This is a genomic window from Actinomyces naeslundii (assembly GCF_001956585.1).
GTDB lineage: Bacteria > Actinomycetota > Actinomycetes > Actinomycetales > Actinomycetaceae > Actinomyces > Actinomyces naeslundii.
This window is the reverse complement of the sequence record NZ_MSRR01000004.1, coordinates 33,537-55,753: the sequence shown is the minus strand read 5'-3', so window position 1 is coordinate 55,753 and position 22,217 is coordinate 33,537. Positions and strand designations below refer to the sequence as shown.

Here is a 22,217-nt window from a genome sequence, read left to right as displayed (position 1 = left end):
GGACAGCGGCGAATAGGGTTCCAGGCACGTGTTCCCGATGCGCCGAAAGGTCCCCGACATGCCGTCCTCTACGCTGCTGTCTCCTGATTCCTGTGCCCGACTGACCCGACGTGGCGTTCTGGCCCTGCCCGCCCTGGCCGGTGCAGGGGCTGTCCTAGCAGGCTGCGGAGTGCTCACGAAGGGCGGCTCCTCCTCGGGGAAGAGCTCGGGCGCTGCGTCCCCGCGTGCTGCTGCGACCGCGACTGGCCCCCATGGTGGGGTGATGCTGGAGGCGGAGTGGCAAGGAGCTCCGCTCTCGGTCGAGGTGGGTCCCGCCGCAGTCAACGGCAAGCATGCCGTTGTGCGCTTGGTGTTATCGACGACCTCGAAAAAGAATGTGGGCCTGTCTCAGCCATTCGGCTCCGCGTATCACCCGGGGACGATGGTTGCGATCAGAATGCTATCTTTGGATAAGGGCTTGGTGTATCGTGAACTGGACGAAGAAGTACGTCATCTATATGATGGTGTTGAAAAAGATAAGCCTTTGGAAGTATTCCCAGTGTTTCATGCGCCGCCCGAGGATGTCGGCGTCGTGGATCTGCTCCTCCCTTATGTGGGCATTGCTACAGGAGTTCCGGTCCTGAAGGACACTGAGACTGATTTCTCAGTAAAGGATGTGGTGTCGAAGGCGAAGCTCGACGAGTCGGAGGCGGGGCCATTCAAGATCGAGACCATGTCGCTGGCTGCTGATGATTCGTCGGATACGAAGCAGGATGAGAAGTCGACGACGGTAACGGTGGCTGGGGATGTCACGTTCGCGACCGACTCCGATCAGCTGTCGGCTCAGGCTGACAGTGTGCTGGCGAGTGTGGTGGAGCAGATCAAGAAGTATCCCTCTGGTGGGGATCTGACGATCACAGGGCACACTGATGATGTGGCTGATGATGCGCACAACCAGGATCTGTCGGAACGGCGGGCCAGGGCGGTGTCGGATCGGCTCAAGAAGCTGACGGACCTGTCCAAGTGGAAGGAGTCGGTCTCGGGCAAGGGGGAGTCCTCGCCGCGGGTGCCGAATGACACTGACGAGCGCAGGCAGATCAATCGCCGTGTGGAGATCACGCTGACGCCCTCGAAGCCCTCCGAGGCCAGTGCGCCGCCGAGTGCGAGTGCGGCGCCGTCGTCGACCGCGATGCCAAAGGCCACCGGCCCTGTGGGCAAGGGAGCTGAGGGTGTTGATGTGAAGATCGACGGTAAGACCGTGCACATGGTGATCGACCATGTGGTTCGAGCCGGTAACTACTTGGTTGGAACGGTAGTGGTCACCTCTAGCGATAAGGTCAGCATGCCGGTTGCTCCCTTCTCCTTGCCGGGAAGAATGATGGAGATGCGTGGCCTGTCTGGGGTGTTTGGCGTGAGTGGCATAACCATCCTCAGCGGAGGGGTGAGACATCTGGAGGCCGACTATGCGTATTCCGATGGAAGTAGATATCCTTTAGCGAATAGTTTTGTGTACGATCTTGATCCTGAGGCTTCCCAGTCCCTCCCGGTTGTGTGGCCCGACGTCGGCGAGGACAGCATCACGATTGATATGCCTGCAGGTGAGTACCTTTATACGAGAGAGCGAGTTGTTGCTCGCCTCACCGATATCCCGGTCGTCAATGCCTAGCGTCCCGTCTGCTCTGACGGACATGGCCGTGCCGTACTGATCGGCTCCCCGGTGGAGGACTCACCGCCCGGTCCCGCCGATGCCTCTCCGACGTGACGCGGCTCAAAGCGGCGATGTTGCCCGCGCCCTGGGGGAGGGCCGCCCTTCCTCCATAGACTGTGCCGCGGTGCCCCGCCGTCGTTGCTCTCGTCCCACGTCCGGGCCAGCCGGCCGTCATGGCTGCGGGCGCGAGGCACCACGTCCACGTCCCCTGAATCAGGAACGAAGAACAGTGAACGCACGTCCTCTCAATGTCGCCGTCATCGGAGCAGGCCCCGCAGGCATCTACGCCTCGGACATCCTCTCGAAGTCGGGCATGGAGGTCTGTATCGACCTGTTCGAGCGGCTTCCTGCGCCCTACGGGCTGGTGCGCTACGGCGTTGCCCCCGACCACCCGCGCATCAAGCAGATCATCGTGGCCCTCTACAAGATCCTCCAGCGCGGGGACATCCGCCTCATCGGCAACGTTGAGGTCGGCCGTGACATCTCGGTGGCCGAGCTCCACGAGCACTACGACGCCATCGTCTTCTCCACCGGCGCCGACACCGACGCCCCTCTGGACATCCCCGGCGTCGACGCCCCCGAGTGCTACGGCGGTGCCGACTTCGTCTCCTGGTACGACGGTCACCCCGACCACCCGCGCACCTGGGACCTGAGCGCCAAGGAGGTCGCCGTCATCGGCGTCGGCAACGTGGCCCTGGACATCGCCCGTGTCCTGGCCAAGCACGCTGACGACCTCATGACCACCGAGATCCCCGCGAACGTCGCCGCCACCCTCCGGCAGTCCCCGGTCACCGACGTGCACGTCTTCGGCCGCCGCGGCCCCGCCCAGGTGAAGTTCACCCCGCTGGAGCTGCGCGAGCTCGGCAAGCAGGCCGACGTCGACGTCATCGTCGACGAGGAGGACTTCGAGTACGACGAGGGCTCCCAGGCGGCCCTGGCCGCCTCCAACCAGCAGCGCCAGGTCGTCAAGGCCCTCGAGGGCTACGCGATGCAGGAGCCGGAGGACCTCACCGCCTCCCACCGCATCCACATCCATCTCTTCTCGGCCCCCCACGAGGTCCTCACCGACGACGACGGCCACGTCGTCGGCCTGCGTACCGAGCGCACCCGCTTGACCGGAGACGGCAACGTCACCGGCACCGGCGAGTACCGCGACTGGCCCGTCCAGGCCGTCTACCGCGCCGTCGGATACGCCTCCAGCGCCATCGAGGGCCTCCCCTTCGACGCCGAGCGGCACGTCGTCCCCAACGAGGGCGGCCGCGTGCTCGGCGAGGACGGCAAACCGCTGACCGGCCTGTACGCCACCGGCTGGATCCGCCGCGGCCCCGTGGGCCTCATCGGCTCCACCAAGTCCGACGCGCAGGAGACGATCACAAATCTCGTTGCCGACGCGAACGCCGGCCTCCTGCACGCCGAGACCGACGACGAGAGCCAGGTCGGCCACGACGCCCTCATCGCCCTGCTGGAGTCCCGTGGCATCCCCTTCACCAACTGGGAGGGCTGGGAGCTGCTGGACGCCTACGAGCGTGAGCTCGGCGAGGACTACGGCGAGGTCGTCGTGACCGGAGGCGACGCCAAGCAGCGCGAGCGCGTCAAGGTCGTATCCCGCGACGCCATGACCGCGATCTCGCGCTCCACCGAGGTTCCCGAGGACCTCATCGGCCAGCCCGAGGCGGACCGCGTTCCAGAGCGCGTCGCCCACCGCCTGGCCGACTGAGCCGAGCACGGTCTACGGCTCAGGCCCAGCCGACATCGCATCACCTGTCCGGCACCGGTCCCCGCGGCCGGTGCCGGACGGGCGTCGTCACCGACACGGAGAGGAAGAAGCCCGATGAGAACCCGCCGCGTCCGCTTCGCCAGCGGAACCAACCGCTGGGCGCATGACCTCTACCTGCGTGCCTTCCCCGAGGATGAGCGCCTTCCCTGGGCACTCATCCACCTGCTCAGCCTGCGGCGCGGCATCGACCTCGTCGCCTGGTGGGACCAGCCCGCCGGACCGACCCGTGCGGCCTCGCCGGACCCCGTCGCCCTGACCTGGACCGTGCGCCGCCCCGGCTCCCGTCTGCTCTGCCTCTTCTACCTCGCCGTCGACGACGCTGCCCGCGGCCGCGGCGTGGGCACCCGCCTCCTGGCCGAGCTCGAGCGCCGTCACCCCGGCTGCGCCATCGTCCTGGACATCGAGCCCGTCATCGCCGAGGCCGACAACGCCGAGCAGCGACGCCGTCGGCTCTCCTTCTACGAGCGCTCCGGCTTCCGCGACACCGGGTACGCGGTCCTGGACTCGACGGGGGAGTACTGGACCCTCGTGCGAGAGGCGCCGGGAACCACCTTCGACCCCGACGACTTCCGCGATGCCCTGCGCTGCCTGGAGTGCGGCCTCATCACCGCGCGAGTGGTCCCGCGCGGCTGAGCCCGCTCCCGTCTGAGCCGCGCGGAGCCTTGCCGTTATTCCTCGATCCGCCAATGGTCGCACGCGCCGATGGACATAGGTCAGACACAGGTTCGTCCCATAGTCTCTCACCATGACAAGGACCCACCACTTCAACGGTCTCAAGACCGCCGTCCTCCTGGGCGGCATGTGGAGCCTGCTTCTCCTTCTCGGCTACGCCCTGGCCCGGGGCACGGGCTCCGCCGTCTGGCTGATCATCGCGCCGGTCTTCGGCCTGGTACAGACCGCCTACGGCTTCTGGAACTCCGACAAGATCGCGGTGCGCTCCATGGGTGCCATTGAGGTCACCGAGGACCAGCAGCCCCAGATGTACGCCATCGTGCGCGAGCTCTCCGCCGCCGCCGATCAGCCCATGCCGCGCCTCTACGTGGCCCCCACGATGAGTCCCAACGCCTTCGCCACCGGGCGCAGCCCCTCGCACGCCGCCGTGTGCTGCACCCAGGGCATCCTCCAGCTCCTCAACGAGCGCGAGCTGCGCGGGGTCCTGGGCCACGAGCTCTCCCACGTCTACAACCGCGACATCCTCACCTCCTCGGTGGCCGCGGGCATCGCCGGTGTCATCTCCTCGGTGGCCACCATGGCCCTGTGGTTCGGCGGCGGTAACCGGCGTGACCGGGACGGCGGCAACATCATCGCCGTCCTGCTGCTCTCCCTCCTGGCGCCCCTGGCCGCTGCCATCACCCAGTTCGCCATCTCCCGGACTCGCGAGTACGACGCCGACCACGACGGCGCCGAGCTCACTCAGGACCCGCTCGCCCTGGCCAGCGCGCTCAGCAAGCTCGAGCTTGGCATCTCGCGCGTGCCCATGGGGCAGGACCCGCGCCTTGAACCGGTCTCCTCCATGATGATCGCCAATCCCTTCGGGAGCCTGCGCAACCTCTTCTCCACTCACCCGCCCATGGACGAGCGCATCGCCCGCCTTGAGCAGATGGCCGGGTACTGACGATGACCCCGACCGTCGTCGTCGGGCTGCCGCGTCTTTCCCGCTGCCATGTCGGGCTAGCCCCACCATGGCCTCGCCAGGTGGCAGGATTGGGTGCGATTCCGGGCCTGAGAAAAATGGGGGGTATGAACCGATCAGTATGGGCCGCGCGCTACCGCCGACTCGGCCGGGATGCCGCCTTCCTCTTCCTCAGCTGGCCACTGAGCCTGCTCGCCTTCTGCCTCGTCCTGCCGCTGACCGCAGCCGGTGCCGGAACCGTCATCGTCGGGATCGGCTTCCTCCTCCTGACCCTGGCGTTGAGCATCTCCGGGGGCTTCGCCAACCTGGCCCGTCTGCGTGTGGCGCGTCTGGACGGACGTGAACCCAGACCTGGCGCTTACCTGTCTCCTGTTCCGGGGGCCTCCGCGCGTCGTCGGCTCTTCCGGCGTCTGCGTGACCCTCAGCGCTGGATGGACCTGCTGTGGGTCATCGTCTACTTCCCGGTGTCCCTCTTCACCTGGATCATCAGCGTCGGGTGGCTGGCCCTGGCCGTGGGCGGCTTGCTCTCGCCCATTATCGACGTCATTCTTGAATTGATTCTTAACGCGACCGTGGGAGACCAGAGCCAGAGTCTGGCCGAGTTTCTGGGCCTGTATCCGCCCCTGCTCTGGGAGATCGGTATCCACCTGAGCGCCGGCGTCGTCTTCTCCCTGACCGCCCCCTTCGTCCTGCGGGGACTGGCCGCCATGCAGGCGGGGCTCATCCACGGCATGCTCTCCTGGCGCAGCGAGGTCAGCCGCCTCGAGCAGATGGCCAGGTACTGATGGCAACCCTGTGCGTCGTCGGCGGACTACCGGCAGTCGGCAAGACCGCCGTCTGCCGGGAGATCCTGCGCCTGCGGGCCGAGGCGCAGCCGCAGAGCCGGCCGCCGACCTGGCTGCGCATTGACACTATTGAGCAGGCTCTGCGGGACAGTGGCGAGATGCTTCCCGGCATGCCCGGAGGCGCTGGCTACTACGTGGCTGCTGCCGTCGCCCGAGATGTCCTGGCCTCGGGCGGTGAGGTCCTGGTCGAGTGCGTCAACCCGCTGCCCATCACCCGCCGTCTGTGGGAGGAAACCGCCTCGGCCCAGGGATGCCGGTTCCTCGCCGTCGAGCTCGTCTGCTCGGATACGACCGAGCACCGCCGCCGTGCCCGGCAGCGGGTCGGCGATATCGAGGGCCTCAAGCTGCCGGACTGGAAGGAGATCACCCGCCGCGACTACGCCCCCTGGCCCGAGGCCGACCTCCACCTGGACACCGCCCGACTCACTGCCGTCGAGGCGGCCCAGGCCATCGTCAACGAGGTTACCTGGGGCTGGGGTCGGTCATGCCTGAGCCGGTCTCAGTGACTCGTACCTTCTCGGAGGAGTCGCTGATCGATATGGTGACGTAGAACCACGCAACTAATGACAGGATCGCAACGATAACGGCGATCGTCGTGATGATGGTCCGGTGCCCGCGCGAGTGTTCATCCGGTGACGGCTGAAGCGGTCTGTAGGGGGCGCACGCCGTGACCGGATCGACGTGACGAAGCGGGTTGCTCAAAGGTAGGTGCATGAAGTGGCCTCGAGAGCTCGGTATGCAGGATTGATCGGCACGCTCAGATCCCTTTGAGGGTACTCAGTGAAGCATGGACTCAGAGATAGGGAACGATCCCCATGGACTCAGCCTTGCGGCGCATCCGGATCGCCGTCAGCACCGGTCGGCTGCGCGGGTTGCCGGCCGAGCCGGGGACATCTGAGATCACGTTGCTCGGCGCCGGAGAGAGCTACGTTGCCTGGCGAATCGGCTCCGGTGACCAGGCGCGGGTCCTGCGTGTTCCCCGGCGCTCGCCCCATGAGATGCCCCGCTCGATGACGGCCGAGTTCGAGACCCTCAGACGCGTCCCGCCCGAGCTCGGCACCAGTGCCATAGCCCTGGAGACCGGTACCGATAACCCGCTCGGCATCCCCTACATGGTGACCACCCACGTTTCCGGTCGGGCCCTGCGCGCCACCGACTGGAACCCGCGGCTCGCGACCGCCCTCGCCCACCAGATCGCCCGCCTGCACGAGGCCCTTGCTACCAGTCCCGCACCGTCGGCCGTGTTTGTGCCGAGTGCCGGCGAGCAGGGGGAGGAGCTGCTGACCTGGTGGGGCAGGCACCACCCGGAGACACTCACCGATCCACGCGTCAGTGCACTCCTACCCGCCTGGTGCCGCGAGCTCACCCGACTCGCCCCGGCTTTCGAGGCCGTCCCTATCCACCCGCTCATCCACGGTGACGTCGTCGTCACCAACGTCATCCTCAGCCCCGACGGCGTTCCACGACTCATCGACTTCGAGTGGTCGGGCCCCGGCGACAGAGCCAAGGACTTGGCCCTCATCGGTGGCCGGGTGATCGGCGGGCCCTGGTACCTGCCCATGACGCCCGACGACGTCGCCGCCTTCGTCACGGAGTACTCGCGGTACTCTCGCCACGCCGGTGCCATCGACCCGCAGCAGCTGCTCGCCCGCCGTGACGCTTACGAGCTCCTCGACCGCATGGGCAACCTCCTGTACTGCCTCAGCCGCCCCGGCGAGGCTCGCTACGGGATGTGGGCTGATGAAATCGCCCGCAATCTGACCGATCGGCTCGCAGACTGACGTGTCGGGCTAGCCCCACCACGGCCCCGCCAGGTGGCAGGATTGGGCATGATTCCGGCCCTGAGGAGGATATGAGGCATGAACCGATCAGCATGGGCCGCGCGCTACCGCCAGCTCGGCAGGGACGCCGCCTTCCTCCTCCTCAGCGGGCCACTGAGCCTGCTCGCCTTCTACCTGGTTGTGCCACTGACCGCCCTCGGTGTGGTCACCACCATTATCTGGGTGGGGCTGCTGCTGCTCATTATCGACCTGAGCATCGCCGGGGGCTTCGCCAACATTGCCCGCCTCGCCGTGGCGCGTGTGGACGGGCGCGAGCCGGTACCGGGTGGCTACCTCGTGCCCGAGCCGGGAACCTCCGCGCGCCGTCGGCTCTTCCGGCGCCTGCGCGACCCTCAGCGCTGGATGGACCTGCTGTGGGCTGTCATCTACTTCCCGGTCTCCTTCATCACCTGGATCATCAGTGTCGTGTGGCTGGCCCTGGCCGTGGCAGGTCTTCTGGCCCCCATTGCCGACATCACCCTTGACCTGGTCCTCGACCCGACCATCGGAGAGCAGCGCCAGGGGCTGGCTCATCTTCTGGGCCTGCAGCCGGAGCTGCTCTGGGACATCGGTTTCAACCTCACCTGCGGCATTGTCTTCTCCCTGACCGCCCCTGCCGTCCTGCGGGGCCTGGCCGCCATGCAGACGGGTCTCATCCGCGCCATGCTCTCCTGGCGCAGCGAGGTCAGCCGCCTCCAGACCTCCCGGGCCTCCGTCCAGCGCGCCGAGGCCGACACTCGCCGCCGCCTGGAGCGCGACATCCACGACGGCCCCCAGCAGCGCCTCGTGCGCCTACGCATGGACCTGGCCCGTGCCCAGCGCCAGGCCGAGAAGGACCCGGTGGCGGCCTCGGCGATCATCCAGGGCGCCATGGACCAGACCCAGCAGACCCTCGACGAGCTGCGCCAGCTCTCCCGCGGTATCGCTCCACCGGTCCTCGTCGACCGTGGCCTGGCGGCCGCCATCACCGAGGCTGCCACCCGCTCCTCCGTACCCGTCACCGTGAGCACTGAGCTGCCGGAGCTGCCCGATCACGTCTCCCAGGCAGCCTACTTCGTGGTCAGCGAGTCCCTGGCCAACCTCAACAAGCACTCCGGGGCCACGGCCGCCGGCGTCGAGGCCCGCGTCGTCGACGGCGCGCTGCAGGTGAGGATCAGCGACAACGGCATCGGCGGGGCCTCGACCGCCAAGGGTCACGGCCTGGCCGGTCTGGTGGAGCGCCTCAACGGTGTCGACGGTAGGCTCACGATCACGTCCCCGACCGGCGGGCCGACCACAGTGGAGGCGATGATCCCGTGCGCGTTCTGATCGCTGATGACTCCGTCCTTCTGCGCGAGGGACTGGCCCTCATCCTGGCCGACGGCGGCCACGAGGTCGTCGGGGGAGTGGGGGACGGTGAGACCCTCGTGAGCGAGGCCCTGCGGCTGCGGCCCGATGTCGTCGTCGCCGACATCCGTATGCCGCCCTCCCACACCGACGAGGGCCTGCGCGCCACCACCCGTATCCGCGCCCAGTGGCCGGGTGCGCCCATCCTGCTGCTGAGCCAGTACGTCGTCGCCGGCTACCTGCCCGACCTCCTGGCCGATGGCGGTGGCGCCCTGGGCTACCTCCTCAAGGACCGGGTTGGTGACATTGACGCCTTCCTCGGCGCGGTCGAGCGGGTGGCGCGCGGTGAGCTCGTCCTGGACCCCGACGTCGTCTCCCAGGTCCTCCAGCGAGGCCGGCGCGACGACCCGCTCACCGAGCTCACGCCCCGCGAGCGGGAGGTCCTGGCCCTCATGGCCGAGGGGCGCACCAACGCCGGCATCGCCGAGATCATGGTGGTCACCGAGGGGGCGGTGGAGAAGCACACCCAGCGGATCTTCGCCAAGCTCGGGCTCCTGCCCGACGCCGCCGTCCACCGCCGCGTCAAGGCCGTCCTGGCGCTGCTGTCGGCCTAGAGCGGAGCCGGTGGAGGTCCTAGCGGTAGTTGACGAACTGGAGAGCGGCGTCGACGTCGAGGTTCTTCAGCAGGGCGATGACGCTCTGAAGGTCGTCGCGGGACTTGGAGGTCACGCGCACCTCATCGCCCTGGATCGTGGCCTTGACGCTCTTGGGCCCCTCGTCGCGGATCGCCTTGGTGATCCTCTTGGCCACCTCCTGGGTGAGTCCCTCGCGCAGGGGGCAGACCAGGCGGTAGATCTTGCCTGAGGGGCGCGGCTCCTTGTCTCCCAGGTCCAGAGCCTTGAGGGAGACGCCGCGGCGGAAGAGCTTGGACTCCAGGACGTCCAGGATCGCCAGGACCCGTTCGGCCGTGTTGGCCTCCAGGGTGATGGTGTCGCCGGACAGGCTCACGGAGGCGTCGACACCGCGGAAGTCGTAGCGCTGGGAGATCTCCTTGGCGCACTGGTTGACAGCGTTGTCCACCTCCTGGCGGTCGAGGCGGGAGACGACGTCGAAGGAGGAGTCGTTGGCCATGTCGGCAGTCCTTTCCGGGGCCGGGACTTCAGTCGACCCGAGTCTAGGCGGGTTGTTCTGTGAGGAGGGTCCTACAGGGGCGATTGGCGCTTCGCGCCGCCGCCTTGCTATTCTTCCACGGCGCCAAGCGATGACCGAGAGGTCGGAGCATGGAGTCAAGGCGGGTTGCCCGAGCGGCCAATGGGAGCTGACTGTAAATCAGCCGCGTAATGCTACGGGGGTTCGAATCCCTCACCCGCCACGCTGATCACTCGTTGATCACACCTCACCCTCGCGGTGAGAACCGCAGTGAGCGAAGCCACGGCGGACCGAATTGCCGGAGAGGCTCGGATCTGCTTAGGATTCCGCTCGTTGCCCCGATAGCTCAGTCGGCAGAGCGTCTCCATGGTAAGGAGAAGGTCAAGGGTTCGATTCCCTTTCGGGGCTCTCGCAGCGGGGGCCACTGGCCCCCATTGTGGTCATATGGCGAGGTAGCTCAGCTGGTTAGAGCGCACGACTCATAATCGTGAGGTCGAGGGTTCGAGTCCCTCCCCCGCTACGCAAGCTTTCGAGTACAGCGCACCCGTCGCATGCTCGAGGATCGACACGAGGAGACAAACGTGGCCAGCAAGTCCGCCGACGTTCGCCCCAAGATCACTCTGGCCTGCTCGGAGTGCAAGGAGCGGAACTACATCACCAAGAAGAACCGTCGGAACACCCCCGACCGTCTCAGCATCGCCAAGTTCTGCGCTCGCTGCGGTAAGCACACCGAGCACCGCGAGACCCGCTGAGCAAGCGCGTTCCGGCCCCTGTCGCAGCCACCTGCGACGTCTGGATCAAGCCCCGTCGGCATGATGTCGGCGGGGCTTCGTCGTGCCCGAGGCGGCTGCCGCCTAGCATCGGTGACGTGAACCCTGCTGGTCCCTGTGACGACGTCGTCGAGCGGCTTACAGCGGTCCTCGCCGGCATTCTCGCCACGGGACCCGCCGAGCCCTCCGCGCCGCCTGGGCCGTCCAGTCCCACGGCTGGCCGCCTTGCTCTGCGCGGTGCGACGGCGATTCTCCCCGCCGTTCTGGCCATGCGACAGCTCCAGGAGTGGATACGAGGGCATCGAGGCAGCGCCTCCTGGGATGGTCTGCTGCACCGTCGTTGCCGCATGACTCCGGCTCATCTGAGCACCGAGGCCGTAGTGAGCTCCGCCGATCCTGGCGGACTGGTGGTCCGACAGATCCGTCGAGCGGGTTGGGAGCTCCTTCGAGCGACGACTCGAGTGGAGGTGGGAACGGGGGACTGGCACGTGACCCATGAGGTCGCCCGTCGCGCCGAGGCCCGTCCGAGGGCATCCCGGGGGTGGGAAATCACGGACGGCGGGGCCGGAATTGATCCGTCCTCCGGCGCCAGGTCCTGCTGGCTCACCTCCGGTGATATTGCCTCCTGGGCGGAGGTCACCGGAGATCGCAACCCCATCCACCTCCTGCCCGGCAGGGCTGCCGAGGCCGGACTGCGAGCCGGCACGAATGACGTCGTCGCTCACGGGCTTCTCGTCGGCGCGCTCAGTCTCGCGCTCGTCCAGTCTTCGTCTCATCGACGCATTGGCTTGGAATTCATTGGTTCAGCCGATGTTCCGGCGTCTCCTCGAGGAGATGGGGAACCCGGTGCGACTCTCGTCGTCGACCTCGACACCGGTGCCATCGTCCAGGCGGGCCGCCCTGTCCTGCGGCGACGGTGACGACGGCCGGCCGGATCTGGAGGCACGGCGGCGGTGGGGGCTGATCGGGCACCTATCACTTCGTGAGGAAAAAATGATTACCCGCTGGAGAGAATTCTGACGGCGATTCAGTGTTGTCTAGGTGCCCGCGAGATGAGAGGGTTGAAATGAATTGTAGACCCCCTCCAATCATCGGTCAGTGGGGATGATAACGTGACAAAGATGGGTAATTACACTGTCAATCTGATGGATGTCAGGGTGGCGTGAAGGCGGGGCGAGAATTTCTTTCCGGGACGGCTGGACCTCTCCGAGTTTCCCGCTATATCAACCGAAAGTCGCTGACGTTGATGGTCCTGGACAGGTTGTCCGATCTTCTGGGCGGCTGTATCGACATACTGATGCTCTGACCGAGTGTGATAAAAAAGTAGCGGACTTGCACTTGTATGAAAGCCAAAGGCAGACAACAAGTGAGTGCTTGAGGGTTCGCGGCCTATACGGGTCGGTGCTGAGAGGAGTCAATAAGGTGATTACTGCAGAGCGGACAATGGTGGAGCCGACGGCCTATACTGAGGACGTCGAGATGAAGTGGACCCAGAGCGATCAGGAAGCCGTCGAAGCCACCTACAGCCAGGAGTCGGCTGAGGTCGCCGGCCGGGCCGAGTGCGGCCAGGAGCCGGCCGGTACCTGTGGGCAGGTGCTTACCGAGGCCTGCGGACAGAACGACTCCTCCGAGCAGTCGACGCAGGGGGGCTTCCGTCGGCTCGATGAGATCGAGATGGATGCCTGGCGCGCCTTCCTGGCGGCTTCGACCTCTGTCACCGCCCGCCTCAACCGGGAGCTCGAAGCCGGCTGCGGCATCTCCATGCACGAGTACGAGATCCTGGTGCGTCTGTCGGAGGCGCCGGAGCAGACGCTGCGCATGTCCACTCTGGCCGAGCACGTCTCTCACTCCCGCTCCCGGCTGACCCACACGGTTCGACGTCTGGAGAATGTGGGCTACGTCGAGCGCAGCTCCTGCGACTCGGATCGTCGTGGCGTCAACTGCGCGCTGACTCCGGCAGGCCTCGACTTCCTGCGCAGGGCTGCGCCGGTGCACCTCGACGGCGTGCGTCGACACGTCATTGACCGTCTCAGTCGGGAGCAGCAGGTCGCTCTGGCTGAGCTCATGAAGGTCGTCGCTCAGGCTCCGGATGACTCCGGGGTGTCGGCGGTGTCGGCGTCCTCGGCATCCTGACGCATCGCATCGATCGACTGTCCGCGGATCGGTGGGCGTCGTCAGTCGGTTCCTCCGCCGACCGGCGGCGCCCACAGGTCTGTCCAGCGCACCCCTAGATCTGCCAGCAGCCGGCGCAGTAGCGGCAAAGAGATGCCGACGACCCCGTGGGGATCGCCATCGATTCCCTCGATGAAGGCGCCACCCAGTCCGTCAATGGTGAAGGCTCCCGCGCATCCCAGCGGTTCACCGCTGGCGATGTAGGCGTTGATCTCGGTCTGAGAAGGAGAGCCGAAGCGGATGGTGGCCGAGCTGACCCCCTCGGCGATGGCCCCGTCGACGGTGCGCACCAAGAAGTGCCCCGTGTGCAGGGTGCCGGTGCTCCCGCTCATTGTCCGCCAACGCTCGCGGGCGTCGGCGGCGTTGATGGGCTTGCCGACCACGTGGCCGTCAATCTCCAGCATCGAGTCGCAGCCCACGATCACCTCGGCATCCTGCGGGTCGGTGGAGGTTGCGACGTCGAGCGCCTTGGCTCGAGCCAGGGCCTGTACCTGCTCGGCGGCGCTCGGGGTTGCCAGACCCGTGGTTCGACGCCGCTGGGCCAGCTCGTGAAGTACTGCCTCCTCGTCGACGGAGGAGGCTCGCACCAGCGGTTCGACGCCGGCAGCTCGCAGGGTGGCCAAGCGGCCGGATGACTTGGATGCCAGGAGGATCACGGTGTCACCCTATACGGCGCCGCCCGCTAGGCTCGGTTCATGAGCACAAGCGGCAGTCCCTTCTCGCGTCTTGTCACCGTCCCCGTCACCGGCTCTACCCAGGACGACCTGCGCAGCGCCCTGAGGGGCCCCGAGACTGAGGCCTGGCCCCATCTGTCAGCCCTTCGTGCGCTGAGGCAGACTGCGGGCAGGGGGCGATCCGGGCGTGCGTGGGTCACTCCCGATGACGGCGCCCTCCTGGTCTCGGTGGTCCTGCGGCCCCTCGTTCCGGCACGGCTGCTGACCTGGGTGCCGCTACTGGCCGGTCTGGCCGTGCGCGACGCGCTGGAGCCCTTCGTGAGGGGGCGCGGCTGGAGGATGGGTACCAAGTGGCCCAATGACGTCGTTGCCGTACCCGAGAGCTCGACGGTGGTCGCTCCGGTGCCCGGCTGGGCCAGCACCCGCAAGATCGCCGGCGTGCTCAGTGAGCTCGTCACTCCGGAGCCCTCCGAGGGTCGTACCACTCAGCTGTCGGTGGCCGACGAGGGGCCCGCCGGTCGCGATGAGGCCCCGATGGTCATTCTCGGCATCGGCGTCAATATCGGGCAGGAGGTCGACGACCTGCCGGTGGCATGGGCGGGTTCATTGCGCACTCTCGGCGTAGTCGACGCGGACGGTGATTCTGCGCACGCAGCTGTCGCAGAGGTCGCCCTCAACGCGATCGGCCACCAGCTGGCCCGGCGCCTGGAGCAGTGGGAGGGGGTCTGCGGCGACGTCGACGCCGGGGACGGGGCCCTTGGGCGCGAGCTGCGCGCGGCCCTGACCACCTTGGGACAGCACGTCAGTGTTCAGGCTCCCGACGGTGAGCTCAGCGGGTTGGCTGTCGATGTCACCCCCGCCCTGGTGCTGCGCAATCAGGCGGGTGATACCGAGGTTCGTGCGGGCGACGTCACGCTGGTGCGTGTCACAGGCTGAGCCTGCGAAAGGAGGAATGAGTGGCGCGGACGGGCTGCCGTCCTGGGCAGAGAATCTCTCGGGAGGCATTGGCGTGTGATCTGCGCTACTCTGACACGGTGATATTAGACAGCCAAGCGAGCAATGGGCGCGCAGCGGACTCACTCGGGGTCCAGGAAGGCGCCCGGCAGAAGGCTCACGCGGATACCCAACGTGTGGAAGGTGAGACCACCGTCGGGGCGGGGCCTGCGGAGCGGACCACCCTGGCGGGGCACGAGCACCTGCTGCTGGGGGAGGCCCCCAGCCTTACCCTGACCGAGTTGGCCCGCAGGGCGGGGACCAGCCTGGAGACGGCGCAGAAGTTCTGGCGCGCCATGGGCTTCGCCGACGTCACTCCCGATGCGGTCCACTTCACTGAGCAGGATGTCGCCGCGCTGCAAGACACTGCGACGCTGCTCGATGAGACCAGCGAATCAGCCCTGGCCTCGGCCAGCGTGCTCGAGCTCCTGAGAGCCCAGTCCTACACGATGGACCGCCTGGTCCTGTGGGAGCTGGAGACCTTCGTAACCGACCTCAGCGAACGTCTCAGCCTGGACGACACCTCGGCGAGGCTGGTGGCCCTCGACCGCATCGACAGCCTCGTGGACCTCCTGTCGCGTCAGCTGAACTATGTCTGGCGCCGTCACATGGCCTCGATCCTGGGGCGTACCGATGCAGAAGTCTCCGCCCGTGGGCGCGAGGACACCGGCCCCGATCTCTATCCGCTCATCCGTTCCCTGGGGTTTGTCGACATCGTCTCCTTCACTCAGCGCGCTCAGGGCATGAGCAAGGCGGCCCTGACCCACATGCTCGAGGGCTTCGAGAACACGGCCCGTGACGTCATCACCTCGCGGGGGGCTCGGGTGGTCAAGACGATCGGCGACGCCGTCATGTACATCTCCGACGACCTGCTGGTCGCGGCCGATGTCGTCACCGCCCTGGTCGATGAGCTCCAGAAGGGGCCGGACGCGATCCGGGTGAGGGCAAGTCTTGTTGAGGGGCGGGTCATCTCTCGCTCAGGAGACGTCTTCGGCCCGACCGTCAACCTGGCCTCGCGCCTCGTGGATGCGGCCGAGCCCGGCGGCATCCGTCTCGATGAGGCGACTGCTATGGCCATCCTCCACTCGCCTGAGGCCAGCAGGTACCGGGTGGGGCAGTGTCATGAGGTCGTGGCCAAGGGGCTGGGGCAGATCGTGCCCTGGTCGTTGGAGAGGACTTCTCCAGTCCGGCTCTGAGGGTGCCCCACAGGGCCTGAAACGTCCGTTACCATCTCGTTATTCATTGGTCCTCCGGCCGTTGACATGTCACATCGGGATCGCGGTTTGTCGCCGTATCTCATGAGAAACCCGTTCTGCCCCGCGGGCGTGGGGCGCCCGGTCCGCTCGTTTCGGGTCTCGTATTGGCATCTTCTCCACCCCTGGGATGATGGCGGGTCGTTGCGTCGTCGCCTAACATCGCGGATGTGACAACTGTTCTGCTCGTCGAAGACGACCCCGCTATCTCCGAGCCCCTCGCCCGTGCCTTTGGACGCGAGGGCTATGAGGTCCTTACTCACGGCACTGGCAAAGGCGCCCTCGAGGAGGTCTCGGCCGCTGACATCATCGTTCTGGACCTGGGACTGCCAGACATCGACGGCCTGGACGTGGCCCGTCAGGTGCGCGCCCAGGGCCTGACCATCCCGATCCTCATGCTCACTGCGCGCAGCGAGGACTCCGACCTCGTCGTCGGCCTGGACGCCGGGGCCGACGACTACGTCACCAAGCCCTTCCGCCTGGCGGAGCTGCTGGCCCGGGTGCGGGCTCAGGTTCGCCGCGCCTCGGGGGAGGCCACGGAGGACGAGCTGATCGTTGGAGACATTCGGGTCGACGTCGCTGCCCACCGGGCCTTCGTCGGCTCACGGGAGCTGCAGCTGACGACGCGAGAGTTCGAGCTGTTGCGAGTCCTGGTGCGTGCTGGAGGCGAGGTCGCCTCGGGCGAGGACATTCTCAAGGAGGTCTGGGGTGAGGATCCCACCGGCAACCCGCAGACCCTGCAGATGCACGTGACATGGTTGCGCCGCAAGCTCGGTGACGACGAGGAGCGGCCCGCCCTCCTGCTGGCTCAGGAGGACGGCTACCGCCTGGCCATCGGCTGAGTCACTGACCGGGACGGTTCTCAGACGCCGTTGAGCCCTGGGGCCGCCTCGGAGAACTGATCGCGTCTGAAGGAGGGCAGCCATGCGTCGCTACGCCATGACGATGACGATGTCGGCGGTGTCCGTGGCTGTCCTCCTGCTGGGACTGCCACTGGGGGGCGCCTGGATCGCCAGCGCGTTGCGTACCTCCGGAGGCGGGGACCGGGTCACCATTATCGGCACGGTCATCCTCACGGTCCTGGTTCTCACCGGTACTGCGCTCACAGCGGCCTCCGTCGTGGCCTCCCGGGTTGCCCGGCGCATCTCCGCGCCCCTCATCTACCTGGCGGCCGAGGCCGAACAGCTCGGCAGCGGTCAGGTTCGGCCGCGTCTGCGATCCTCGGGGATCGAGGAGATCGACCTGGTCCAGGCCGAGCTCGTGCGTTCGGCGGAGCGAGTGGCCGGGCGGATCGCCGCCGAGCGGCAGTTCGCCTCCGACGCCTCGCACCAGCTGCGCACCCCACTGACGAGCCTGTCCCTGCGCCTTGAGGAGATTGAGCTGCTTGCCGGCGAGGAGGAGGTGCGCGCCGAGGCCCATGCCTGCCTGGAGCAGGTCGAGCGGCTCACCGGTGTCGTCCAGGACCTGCTCAAGGTCTCACGCCGAACCGGAGGCGGGACCACGGAGGCCCTCCATCTCAAGGACATCTTCGCCCAGCAGAGAGAGGAGTGGGAGCCGGCCTTCGAGCAGGCCGGGCGCACCATCACCTTCAGCGATGAGATCAGGCACCCGGTCCTGGCCACACCCGGGTCGCTGGCCCAGGTTCTGGCCACCGTCGTTGAGAACTCCCTGCGCTACGGGGCGGGAACAACCACGGTGAGTGTGCGCAGTGCCAACGGTGGACACGCGGTCTTCATCGACGTCGCCGACGAGGGCGAGGGCGTGGCCGAGGACATCGCCCCGCATGTCTTCGAGCGGCATGTCTCCGGATACGGCTCCACCGGTGTGGGACTGGCGCTGGCCAAGGATCTCGTCGAGGCCGACGGCGGCCGGATCGAGCTGTCCCAGCGCAAGCCGGCCGTCTTCTCGATCCTGCTCAACGCCGTCCCCAAGTCCCTGGACCCCAATAACGTCCTGCCGCAAGGCGCGCTGGTCTCCGTGGGCCGACGCCGTCGTTTCTGAACCGCCGCCGGCTGCTCGCGCAACGCGAGGTGACGGGAGGGGAGGTGCGTCAGGACTTCTGACGGCGGGACCTGATGAACTTCGAGATCGCGGAAGCGAGCATCGGCGCCACCGAGATGAAGACGATCACGAGGATCATCGCGTCGATGTTCTCCCGGATCCACTCGAAGGAGCCCAGGAAGTATCCCAGCCAGGTGATGCCGAAGGCCCAGAAGGTGGCGCCCAGGACGTTGAAGGTGATGAAGTGGCGGTAGTGCATCTTGCCGACGCCGGCGATGACCGGGGTGAAGGTGCGCACGATCGGCACGAACTGGGCCAGGGTGACGGCCTTGCCCCCGTGGCGCTCGAAGAAGTCCGAGGTGCGATCGACATGCTCCTGCTTGAAGAGACGGGAGTCCGGCCGGTTGAAGATCGCAGGTCCCGCCTTGCGACCGATGAGGTAGCCGGTCTGGTTGCCGGCGATGGCGGCAAGCCACACGAGGGGCGCCGCCGCCCAGATGTGTACGCCGACGTGACCGGTGCCCACGAACATCCCCAGGGTGAAGAGCAAGGAGTCGCCCGGCAGGAAGAAGCCGATGAGTAAGCCGGTCTCGGCGAAGATGACGAGCATGACGCCGACAATGGCCCAGGGGCCGAACCACTCGACGATCGTCGTGATGAGGTTGGCGGCATCGAGCCACTTGGGGCCGAGCATCGGGGCGTGGGCGGCGGGGAGGGACGCAAGATGGGTGGCGGGCAGATCGAGCGCTGGGGCCATGGCGGTCAGAGCAGTCACCGGGTAAGGCTAAGCGGTTCCCTCGCTGCCACGCCGTGAGGGTGGTCCTCTCCGGACTGTGGAATCGGGCACCCTTGTCCGGTGGTCAGGGCGTGGCGGTCCGGGGCCGGCTCAGGGATGAATGGCAGTGGGCTGGGGCTCGACGTCGTCGCCGGCGCCGCGGTCCTTGTGCCCGGTGAAGACGATGTAGTGGTAGAAGACGAACCGGAACGCGGTTCCCAGGCCGAAGCCGACGACGTAGGCCGCGATGTTGTCCGCCAGCGGTGAGGTCAGTCCCAGCACGTGGTGGGTGAAGAGCAGGCAGAGCTGCGTGATGACGATCCCGCCCAGATTGGCCAGGATGAACAGGACGGCCTCCCGAGCGACGTTCTTCTGGGTTCGACCCCGGTAGGTCCAGTAGCGGTTCGCCAGCCAGGAGAAGACGGTGGCGATCGAGGAGGCCAGAAGCTGGGCCGAGTTCGGGTGGCCGGAGAGGAACCCTACGGGCCCGTGCTGGAACAGGTTGAAAAGGCCGACGTCGATCACGTAGGCAAGCGCGCCCACCATGCCGAACTGCATGAATTCCTTGATAAGGGCAATGAGCCGCTGTGCCAAGGAATTGTTGGAGGAACGCGTCATGATTGGCATCCTATGCCGGTTGCCGCCGGATGACGCAAGCTGAAGCCGGTCACGGTACCCAGTGAACACTGACGCTGCCGAAGTCCCAGACCCACGAGACCCACACCAGCTGACCGGCGACGCAGGCCGCCAGTAGTGCCATTCGCCTGCGGGTGGTGCAGGCCGCGGCGGCCAGCACCCAGCCCACTGGGGCCAGGGGAAGCAGGAGACGCAGTACCGACGTCGTCGGGTCGAAGAAGGCCAGGAGGTAGAGCAGGTAGCCCAGGCACCAGAACCAGGCCGCGGGTCCCAGGGTGCGCAGGCCCGGGGCGCTCAGCAGCAGGGTCACCGTGACCAGCACGACAGCGAGCAGGACCAGCCCCAGATGCGGGCCCACCCAGTCGCCCAACCGGGTCGCCCACTGCACGAAGGGTGCCAGGTCGGCGCCGCGCCAGGAGGTCTCGGTGGCTGTGTAGGCGTCCTGCCGGCCTGTGACCAGCCAGGCGATGGCCGGCCAGGTCAGAGCCGCCGAGCAGGTGACCAGTGTCAGCGCCAGCAGCCGCCATCGTGCGCTCGGCGCCTGAGGGGCGTGGCCGGGCAGAAGACGTGGGAACCAGGAGGGCGTGATCCAGCCTCGGGCGCAGGCCACCTCCCAGGCCCACCACAGCCCCAGTGCCGCCCCCAGGGGAACCCCGACAGGGCGGGCGAAGCAGGCGGCCAGCGCGAGGGGAATCGCTGTCAGCGCCCGCCCGCGGCTCGCCAGCCACAGCGTCAGCCCCACCAGTGCCAGCCCCAGGGACTCGGCGTAGGGGACCTGGAGAACCGCCGCGCACGGCGAGGACCAGACCAGGGCCACCGCCCACAGGGAGGTGCGCCGCCCCGTCAGCGGTGAGAGCCAGCGGTCCATGACGACCGCCGCTCCCGCCGAGGCCAGGATCGACACGATCGCGGCGCGTGCGTAGAAGGACCAGCCGGTCCAGCCGAGCAAGGTGGCCAGGCCGCTCAGCAGCGGCATGAAGGCCCAGGCGTTCTGGGTGACCCGTCCGTTGGCATCCACGGGCAGTCGATCCGGGTAACCCTCCTCAACGATCCGGTGGTACCAGCCGGCGTCCCAGAAGCGCATGTGCTCCTCCCAGGACGGTGCGGCGCCGGCCCACGGGGTAGTGGGCGTGTCCTGGGCGCCCAGCCGCAGGATGACGAAGGTCAGGGCGCTCGCCGCGGCCCAGACCGCCAGGACCTGGAGCGAGTGGGGCGGACCTGAGAACGCGCTGCGCGCCCGAGGAGAGGATGACGGTGAGGACAACGGTGGGGCGGTGCGCGAGGACGGGGTCTGCTGGGTGGTGGAGGACTCTGCGGCGGGTGGCGTCACGGCCTCCACCCTACGGTCTGGGACCCCGCATGCGGTGAGGACGAGCGGCGGGCGGGTAGCCTTGGGGTGTGAGCGCACCCATCGTCGCCGTGATCGGAGGCGGGCAGCTGGCCCGCATGATGCAGGAGGAGGCCAGTGCCCTGGGCATTCGCCTGAGGGCCCTGGTGGAGGCCGCTGACGGGTCCACCGGCCAGGTGACCCCGGACGCCCCCGTTGGAGCCGCCGACGACGAGGCCGCCGTGCGCGCCGTCGTCGCCGGAGATGGTACTCAAGGGCTCGGAGGGGAACCGGCTGCGGTCCTCACCTTCGAGCACGAGCACCAGGAATCGGGCCTGCTGGAGCGGCTCCAGGCCGAGGGGGTCAGCGTCCAGCCCACCCCGCAGGCCCTGACGCTGGCACGTGACAAGCTGGCCATGCGACGGATGATGAGTCGGGCAGGGCTCCCGCAGCCCGCCTGGGACGAGATCGGCGGCTCGCAGCAGGAGACAGCCGAGCAGATGACCGACGCCGTCGAGGCCTTCGCCGACGAGCACGGCTGGCCCGTGGTGCTCAAGACGCCGCGCGGCGGCTATGACGGCCACGGGGTCCTGCTGGTGCGCAGCGCCGAGTCCCTGCGCGAGGGTGAGGCCGCCGAGTGGATCGCCTCGGTGGCCCGTGCCCGCGCCGGTCAGGGCGACGGCCGTGGAGCCGGCGGGGGAGGCAGCCTCGGCGGGGCGGCGGTGACCAGCCTCCTGGTGGAGCAGGCCATCCCCTTCACCCGCGAGCTGGCCGTCCTGCTGGCACGTAGCCCCAGCGGGCAGATCGCAGTGTGGCCGGTGGCTCAGACAGTTCAGGAGGACGGCATGTGTGCCGAGGTCCTGGCGCCGGCGCCCGGTCTCGACTCGGCCGCGGTTGAGGAGGCCGAGCTCATCGGACGCGCGGTGGCGGAGCGTGCCGGGGTGACCGGGGTGCTCGCCGTCGAGCTCTTCGCCGTCGAGACCTTCGGGGAGCCCACGCGGCTGTACGTCAATGAGCTGGCGATGCGGCCCCACAACTCCGGCCACTGGACCCAGGACGGCGCCGTCACCAGTCAGTTCGCCCAGCACCTTCGGGCGGTTCTCGACCTGCCGCTGGGTGCCACTGACGCGACGGCGCCCACCACCGTCATGGTCAACCTCATCGGCGGTCAGAGACAGCCCGCCGCCAACGCGTTGGCGAGGGCCATGGCCGCCCAGCCCGAGGCCCGGATCCACCTCTACGGCAAGCAGTGGCGACCCGGGCGCAAGCTCGGGCACGTCAATATGACGGTCGGCCCGGATCAGGAGGTCGCCGAGGTCGTCGAGCAGGCACGCGAGGTCATCGCCATCCTGCGCGGGGACGCCTGAGCCGGACGTATC

22 protein-coding genes and 3 tRNA genes are annotated in these 22,217 nt (G+C 67.6%); 20 read left to right on the top strand and 5 right to left on the bottom strand.

Translation table 11 applies throughout. The features are described from left to right. Positions 1 to 262: 262 nt before the first annotated feature. The 9 genes from BKH33_RS13845 to BKH33_RS02360 all read left to right on the top strand — a co-directional run bounded on the left by BKH33_RS13845 (position 263) and on the right by BKH33_RS02360 (position 9,702). On the top strand, positions 263 to 1,645 hold the full coding sequence (locus BKH33_RS13845) for an OmpA family protein (protein WP_232621513.1): 1,383 nt from the start codon (positions 263 to 265) through the stop codon (positions 1,643 to 1,645). A 271-nt stretch (positions 1,646 to 1,916) separates the two neighbouring features. After that, positions 1,917 to 3,404, top strand: a complete 1,488-nt coding sequence (locus BKH33_RS02395; protein WP_003779898.1) for an FAD-dependent oxidoreductase — start codon at positions 1,917 to 1,919, stop codon at positions 3,402 to 3,404. A 114-nt stretch (positions 3,405 to 3,518) separates the two neighbouring features. Beyond that, positions 3,519 to 4,097: a GNAT family N-acetyltransferase gene (locus BKH33_RS02390; RefSeq protein ID WP_003779916.1), complete on the top strand. Its 579-nt coding sequence runs from the start codon at positions 3,519 to 3,521 to the stop codon at positions 4,095 to 4,097. Between the two features lie 112 nt (positions 4,098 to 4,209). After that, on the top strand, positions 4,210 to 5,079 hold the full coding sequence (gene htpX / locus BKH33_RS02385; RefSeq protein WP_003779909.1) for a zinc metalloprotease HtpX: 870 nt from the start codon (positions 4,210 to 4,212) through the stop codon (positions 5,077 to 5,079). Between the two features lie 125 nt (positions 5,080 to 5,204). Beyond that, the gene (locus BKH33_RS02380; protein WP_003779900.1) at positions 5,205 to 5,882 is read left to right on the top strand and encodes a sensor domain-containing protein; all 678 of its coding nucleotides are present in this window, start codon (positions 5,205 to 5,207) and stop codon (positions 5,880 to 5,882) included. Beyond that, complete coding sequence (locus BKH33_RS02375; RefSeq protein WP_003779914.1) at positions 5,882 to 6,448, top strand: P-loop nucleotide/nucleoside kinase family protein; 567 nt, start codon at positions 5,882 to 5,884, stop codon at positions 6,446 to 6,448. The genes BKH33_RS02380 and BKH33_RS02375 overlap by 1 nt, the downstream gene beginning before the upstream one ends. 309 nt (positions 6,449 to 6,757) lie before the next feature. Beyond that, positions 6,758 to 7,723, top strand: coding sequence for a phosphotransferase family protein (locus BKH33_RS02370; RefSeq protein ID WP_003779895.1), 966 nt, complete (start codon positions 6,758 to 6,760; stop codon positions 7,721 to 7,723). Positions 7,724 to 7,801: 78 nt separating this feature from the next. Further along, positions 7,802 to 9,070, top strand: coding sequence for a sensor histidine kinase (locus BKH33_RS02365; protein ID WP_003779907.1), 1,269 nt, complete (start codon positions 7,802 to 7,804; stop codon positions 9,068 to 9,070). Beyond that, the gene (locus tag BKH33_RS02360; protein WP_003779908.1) at positions 9,058 to 9,702 is read left to right on the top strand and encodes a response regulator; all 645 of its coding nucleotides are present in this window, start codon (positions 9,058 to 9,060) and stop codon (positions 9,700 to 9,702) included. Before BKH33_RS02365 ends, BKH33_RS02360 begins: the two co-directional genes overlap by 13 nt. A gap of 19 nt (positions 9,703 to 9,721) precedes the next feature. Here the strand turns inward: BKH33_RS02360 and BKH33_RS02355 are convergent, their stop codons facing one another. Further along, positions 9,722 to 10,219: a YajQ family cyclic di-GMP-binding protein gene (locus tag BKH33_RS02355; RefSeq protein ID WP_003779912.1), complete on the bottom strand. Its 498-nt coding sequence runs from the start codon at positions 10,217 to 10,219 to the stop codon at positions 9,722 to 9,724. A gap of 159 nt (positions 10,220 to 10,378) precedes the next feature. On the opposite strand from BKH33_RS02355, the gene BKH33_RS02350 reads away from it, so the two are divergent. From BKH33_RS02350 to BKH33_RS02325, 6 genes are all read left to right on the top strand, one after another. Further along, positions 10,379 to 10,460: transfer RNA gene (locus BKH33_RS02350), tRNA-Tyr, on the top strand. Positions 10,461 to 10,572: 112 nt separating this feature from the next. After that, a tRNA-Thr gene (locus BKH33_RS02345) sits at positions 10,573 to 10,645 on the top strand. Between the two features lie 38 nt (positions 10,646 to 10,683). After that, positions 10,684 to 10,757, top strand: a tRNA-Met gene (locus BKH33_RS02340). Positions 10,758 to 10,818: 61 nt separating this feature from the next. Next, positions 10,819 to 10,989 (top strand): 50S ribosomal protein L33, encoded by a 171-nt coding sequence (gene rpmG / locus BKH33_RS02335; RefSeq protein WP_003779904.1) that lies wholly within the window; start codon positions 10,819 to 10,821, stop codon positions 10,987 to 10,989. A 116-nt stretch (positions 10,990 to 11,105) separates the two neighbouring features. Then, entirely contained in the window at positions 11,106 to 11,927 is an 822-nt protein-coding gene (locus BKH33_RS02330) for a MaoC/PaaZ C-terminal domain-containing protein (protein ID WP_003779892.1), read from the top strand. A 502-nt stretch (positions 11,928 to 12,429) separates the two neighbouring features. Beyond that, on the top strand, positions 12,430 to 13,140 hold the full coding sequence (locus BKH33_RS02325; RefSeq protein ID WP_003779913.1) for a MarR family winged helix-turn-helix transcriptional regulator: 711 nt from the start codon (positions 12,430 to 12,432) through the stop codon (positions 13,138 to 13,140). Between the two features lie 41 nt (positions 13,141 to 13,181). Here BKH33_RS02325 and BKH33_RS02320 read toward each other — a convergent pair whose 3' ends face one another. Continuing rightward, complete coding sequence (locus tag BKH33_RS02320) at positions 13,182 to 13,835, bottom strand: Maf family protein (RefSeq protein ID WP_076077799.1); 654 nt, start codon at positions 13,833 to 13,835, stop codon at positions 13,182 to 13,184. 39 nt (positions 13,836 to 13,874) lie between these two features. Between BKH33_RS02320 and BKH33_RS02315 the strand changes: the two genes are divergently transcribed. From BKH33_RS02315 to BKH33_RS02300, 4 genes are all read left to right on the top strand, one after another. Beyond that, a complete protein-coding gene (locus BKH33_RS02315; RefSeq protein ID WP_076077796.1) occupies positions 13,875 to 14,789 on the top strand; it encodes a biotin--[acetyl-CoA-carboxylase] ligase in 915 nt (304 codons plus the stop codon). A gap of 194 nt (positions 14,790 to 14,983) precedes the next feature. Continuing rightward, positions 14,984 to 16,042 carry an adenylate/guanylate cyclase domain-containing protein gene (locus tag BKH33_RS02310; RefSeq protein ID WP_003782759.1) on the top strand — a complete coding sequence of 353 codons (1,059 nt, stop codon included), beginning with the start codon at positions 14,984 to 14,986 and terminating at the stop codon, positions 16,040 to 16,042. Positions 16,043 to 16,269: 227 nt separating this feature from the next. Further along, entirely contained in the window at positions 16,270 to 16,941 is a 672-nt protein-coding gene (locus tag BKH33_RS02305) for a response regulator transcription factor (RefSeq protein ID WP_003782756.1), read from the top strand. 82 nt (positions 16,942 to 17,023) lie between these two features. Then, positions 17,024 to 18,100 carry a sensor histidine kinase gene (locus tag BKH33_RS02300; protein ID WP_003782763.1) on the top strand — a complete coding sequence of 359 codons (1,077 nt, stop codon included), beginning with the start codon at positions 17,024 to 17,026 and terminating at the stop codon, positions 18,098 to 18,100. Between the two features lie 49 nt (positions 18,101 to 18,149). On the opposite strand, the gene BKH33_RS02295 is transcribed toward BKH33_RS02300, so the two are convergent. The 3 genes from BKH33_RS02295 to BKH33_RS02285 all read right to left on the bottom strand — a co-directional run bounded on the left by BKH33_RS02295 (position 18,150) and on the right by BKH33_RS02285 (position 20,841). Continuing rightward, positions 18,150 to 18,875 carry a VTT domain-containing protein gene (locus BKH33_RS02295; RefSeq protein WP_003782771.1) on the bottom strand — a complete coding sequence of 242 codons (726 nt, stop codon included), beginning with the start codon at positions 18,873 to 18,875 and terminating at the stop codon, positions 18,150 to 18,152. A gap of 111 nt (positions 18,876 to 18,986) precedes the next feature. Then, positions 18,987 to 19,502: a GtrA family protein gene (locus BKH33_RS02290; protein WP_050998508.1), complete on the bottom strand. Its 516-nt coding sequence runs from the start codon at positions 19,500 to 19,502 to the stop codon at positions 18,987 to 18,989. Positions 19,503 to 19,542: 40 nt separating this feature from the next. Next, on the bottom strand, positions 19,543 to 20,841 hold the full coding sequence (locus BKH33_RS02285) for a hypothetical protein (protein WP_003782766.1): 1,299 nt from the start codon (positions 20,839 to 20,841) through the stop codon (positions 19,543 to 19,545). Between the two features lie 68 nt (positions 20,842 to 20,909). Between BKH33_RS02285 and BKH33_RS02280 the strand changes: the two genes are divergently transcribed. Next, positions 20,910 to 22,205 (top strand): 5-(carboxyamino)imidazole ribonucleotide synthase, encoded by a 1,296-nt coding sequence (locus BKH33_RS02280; protein WP_003782762.1) that lies wholly within the window; start codon positions 20,910 to 20,912, stop codon positions 22,203 to 22,205. Positions 22,206 to 22,217 lie beyond the last annotated feature (12 nt).

Bases quoted from the DNA above. Each gene is read 5' to 3' on its own strand.
- BKH33_RS13845 (WP_232621513.1), top strand. From the start codon at position 263: ATGCTGGAGGCGGAGTGGCAAGGAGCTCCGCTCTCGGTCGAGGTGGGT.
- BKH33_RS02390 (WP_003779916.1), top strand. From the start codon at position 3,519: ATGAGAACCCGCCGCGTCCGCTTCGCCAGCGGAACCAACCGCTGGGCG.
- htpX (WP_003779909.1), top strand. From the start codon at position 4,210: ATGACAAGGACCCACCACTTCAACGGTCTCAAGACCGCCGTCCTCCTG.
- BKH33_RS02380 (WP_003779900.1), top strand. From the start codon at position 5,205: ATGAACCGATCAGTATGGGCCGCGCGCTACCGCCGACTCGGCCGGGAT.
- BKH33_RS02375 (WP_003779914.1), top strand. From the start codon at position 5,882: ATGGCAACCCTGTGCGTCGTCGGCGGACTACCGGCAGTCGGCAAGACC.
- BKH33_RS02370 (WP_003779895.1), top strand. From the start codon at position 6,758: ATGGACTCAGCCTTGCGGCGCATCCGGATCGCCGTCAGCACCGGTCGG.
- BKH33_RS02365 (WP_003779907.1), top strand. From the start codon at position 7,802: ATGAACCGATCAGCATGGGCCGCGCGCTACCGCCAGCTCGGCAGGGAC.
- BKH33_RS02355 (WP_003779912.1), bottom strand. From the start codon at position 10,219: ATGGCCAACGACTCCTCCTTCGACGTCGTCTCCCGCCTCGACCGCCAG.
- BKH33_RS02315 (WP_076077796.1), top strand. From the start codon at position 13,875: ATGAGCACAAGCGGCAGTCCCTTCTCGCGTCTTGTCACCGTCCCCGTC.
- BKH33_RS02300 (WP_003782763.1), top strand. From the start codon at position 17,024: ATGCGTCGCTACGCCATGACGATGACGATGTCGGCGGTGTCCGTGGCT.
- BKH33_RS02290 (WP_050998508.1), bottom strand. From the start codon at position 19,502: ATGCCAATCATGACGCGTTCCTCCAACAATTCCTTGGCACAGCGGCTC.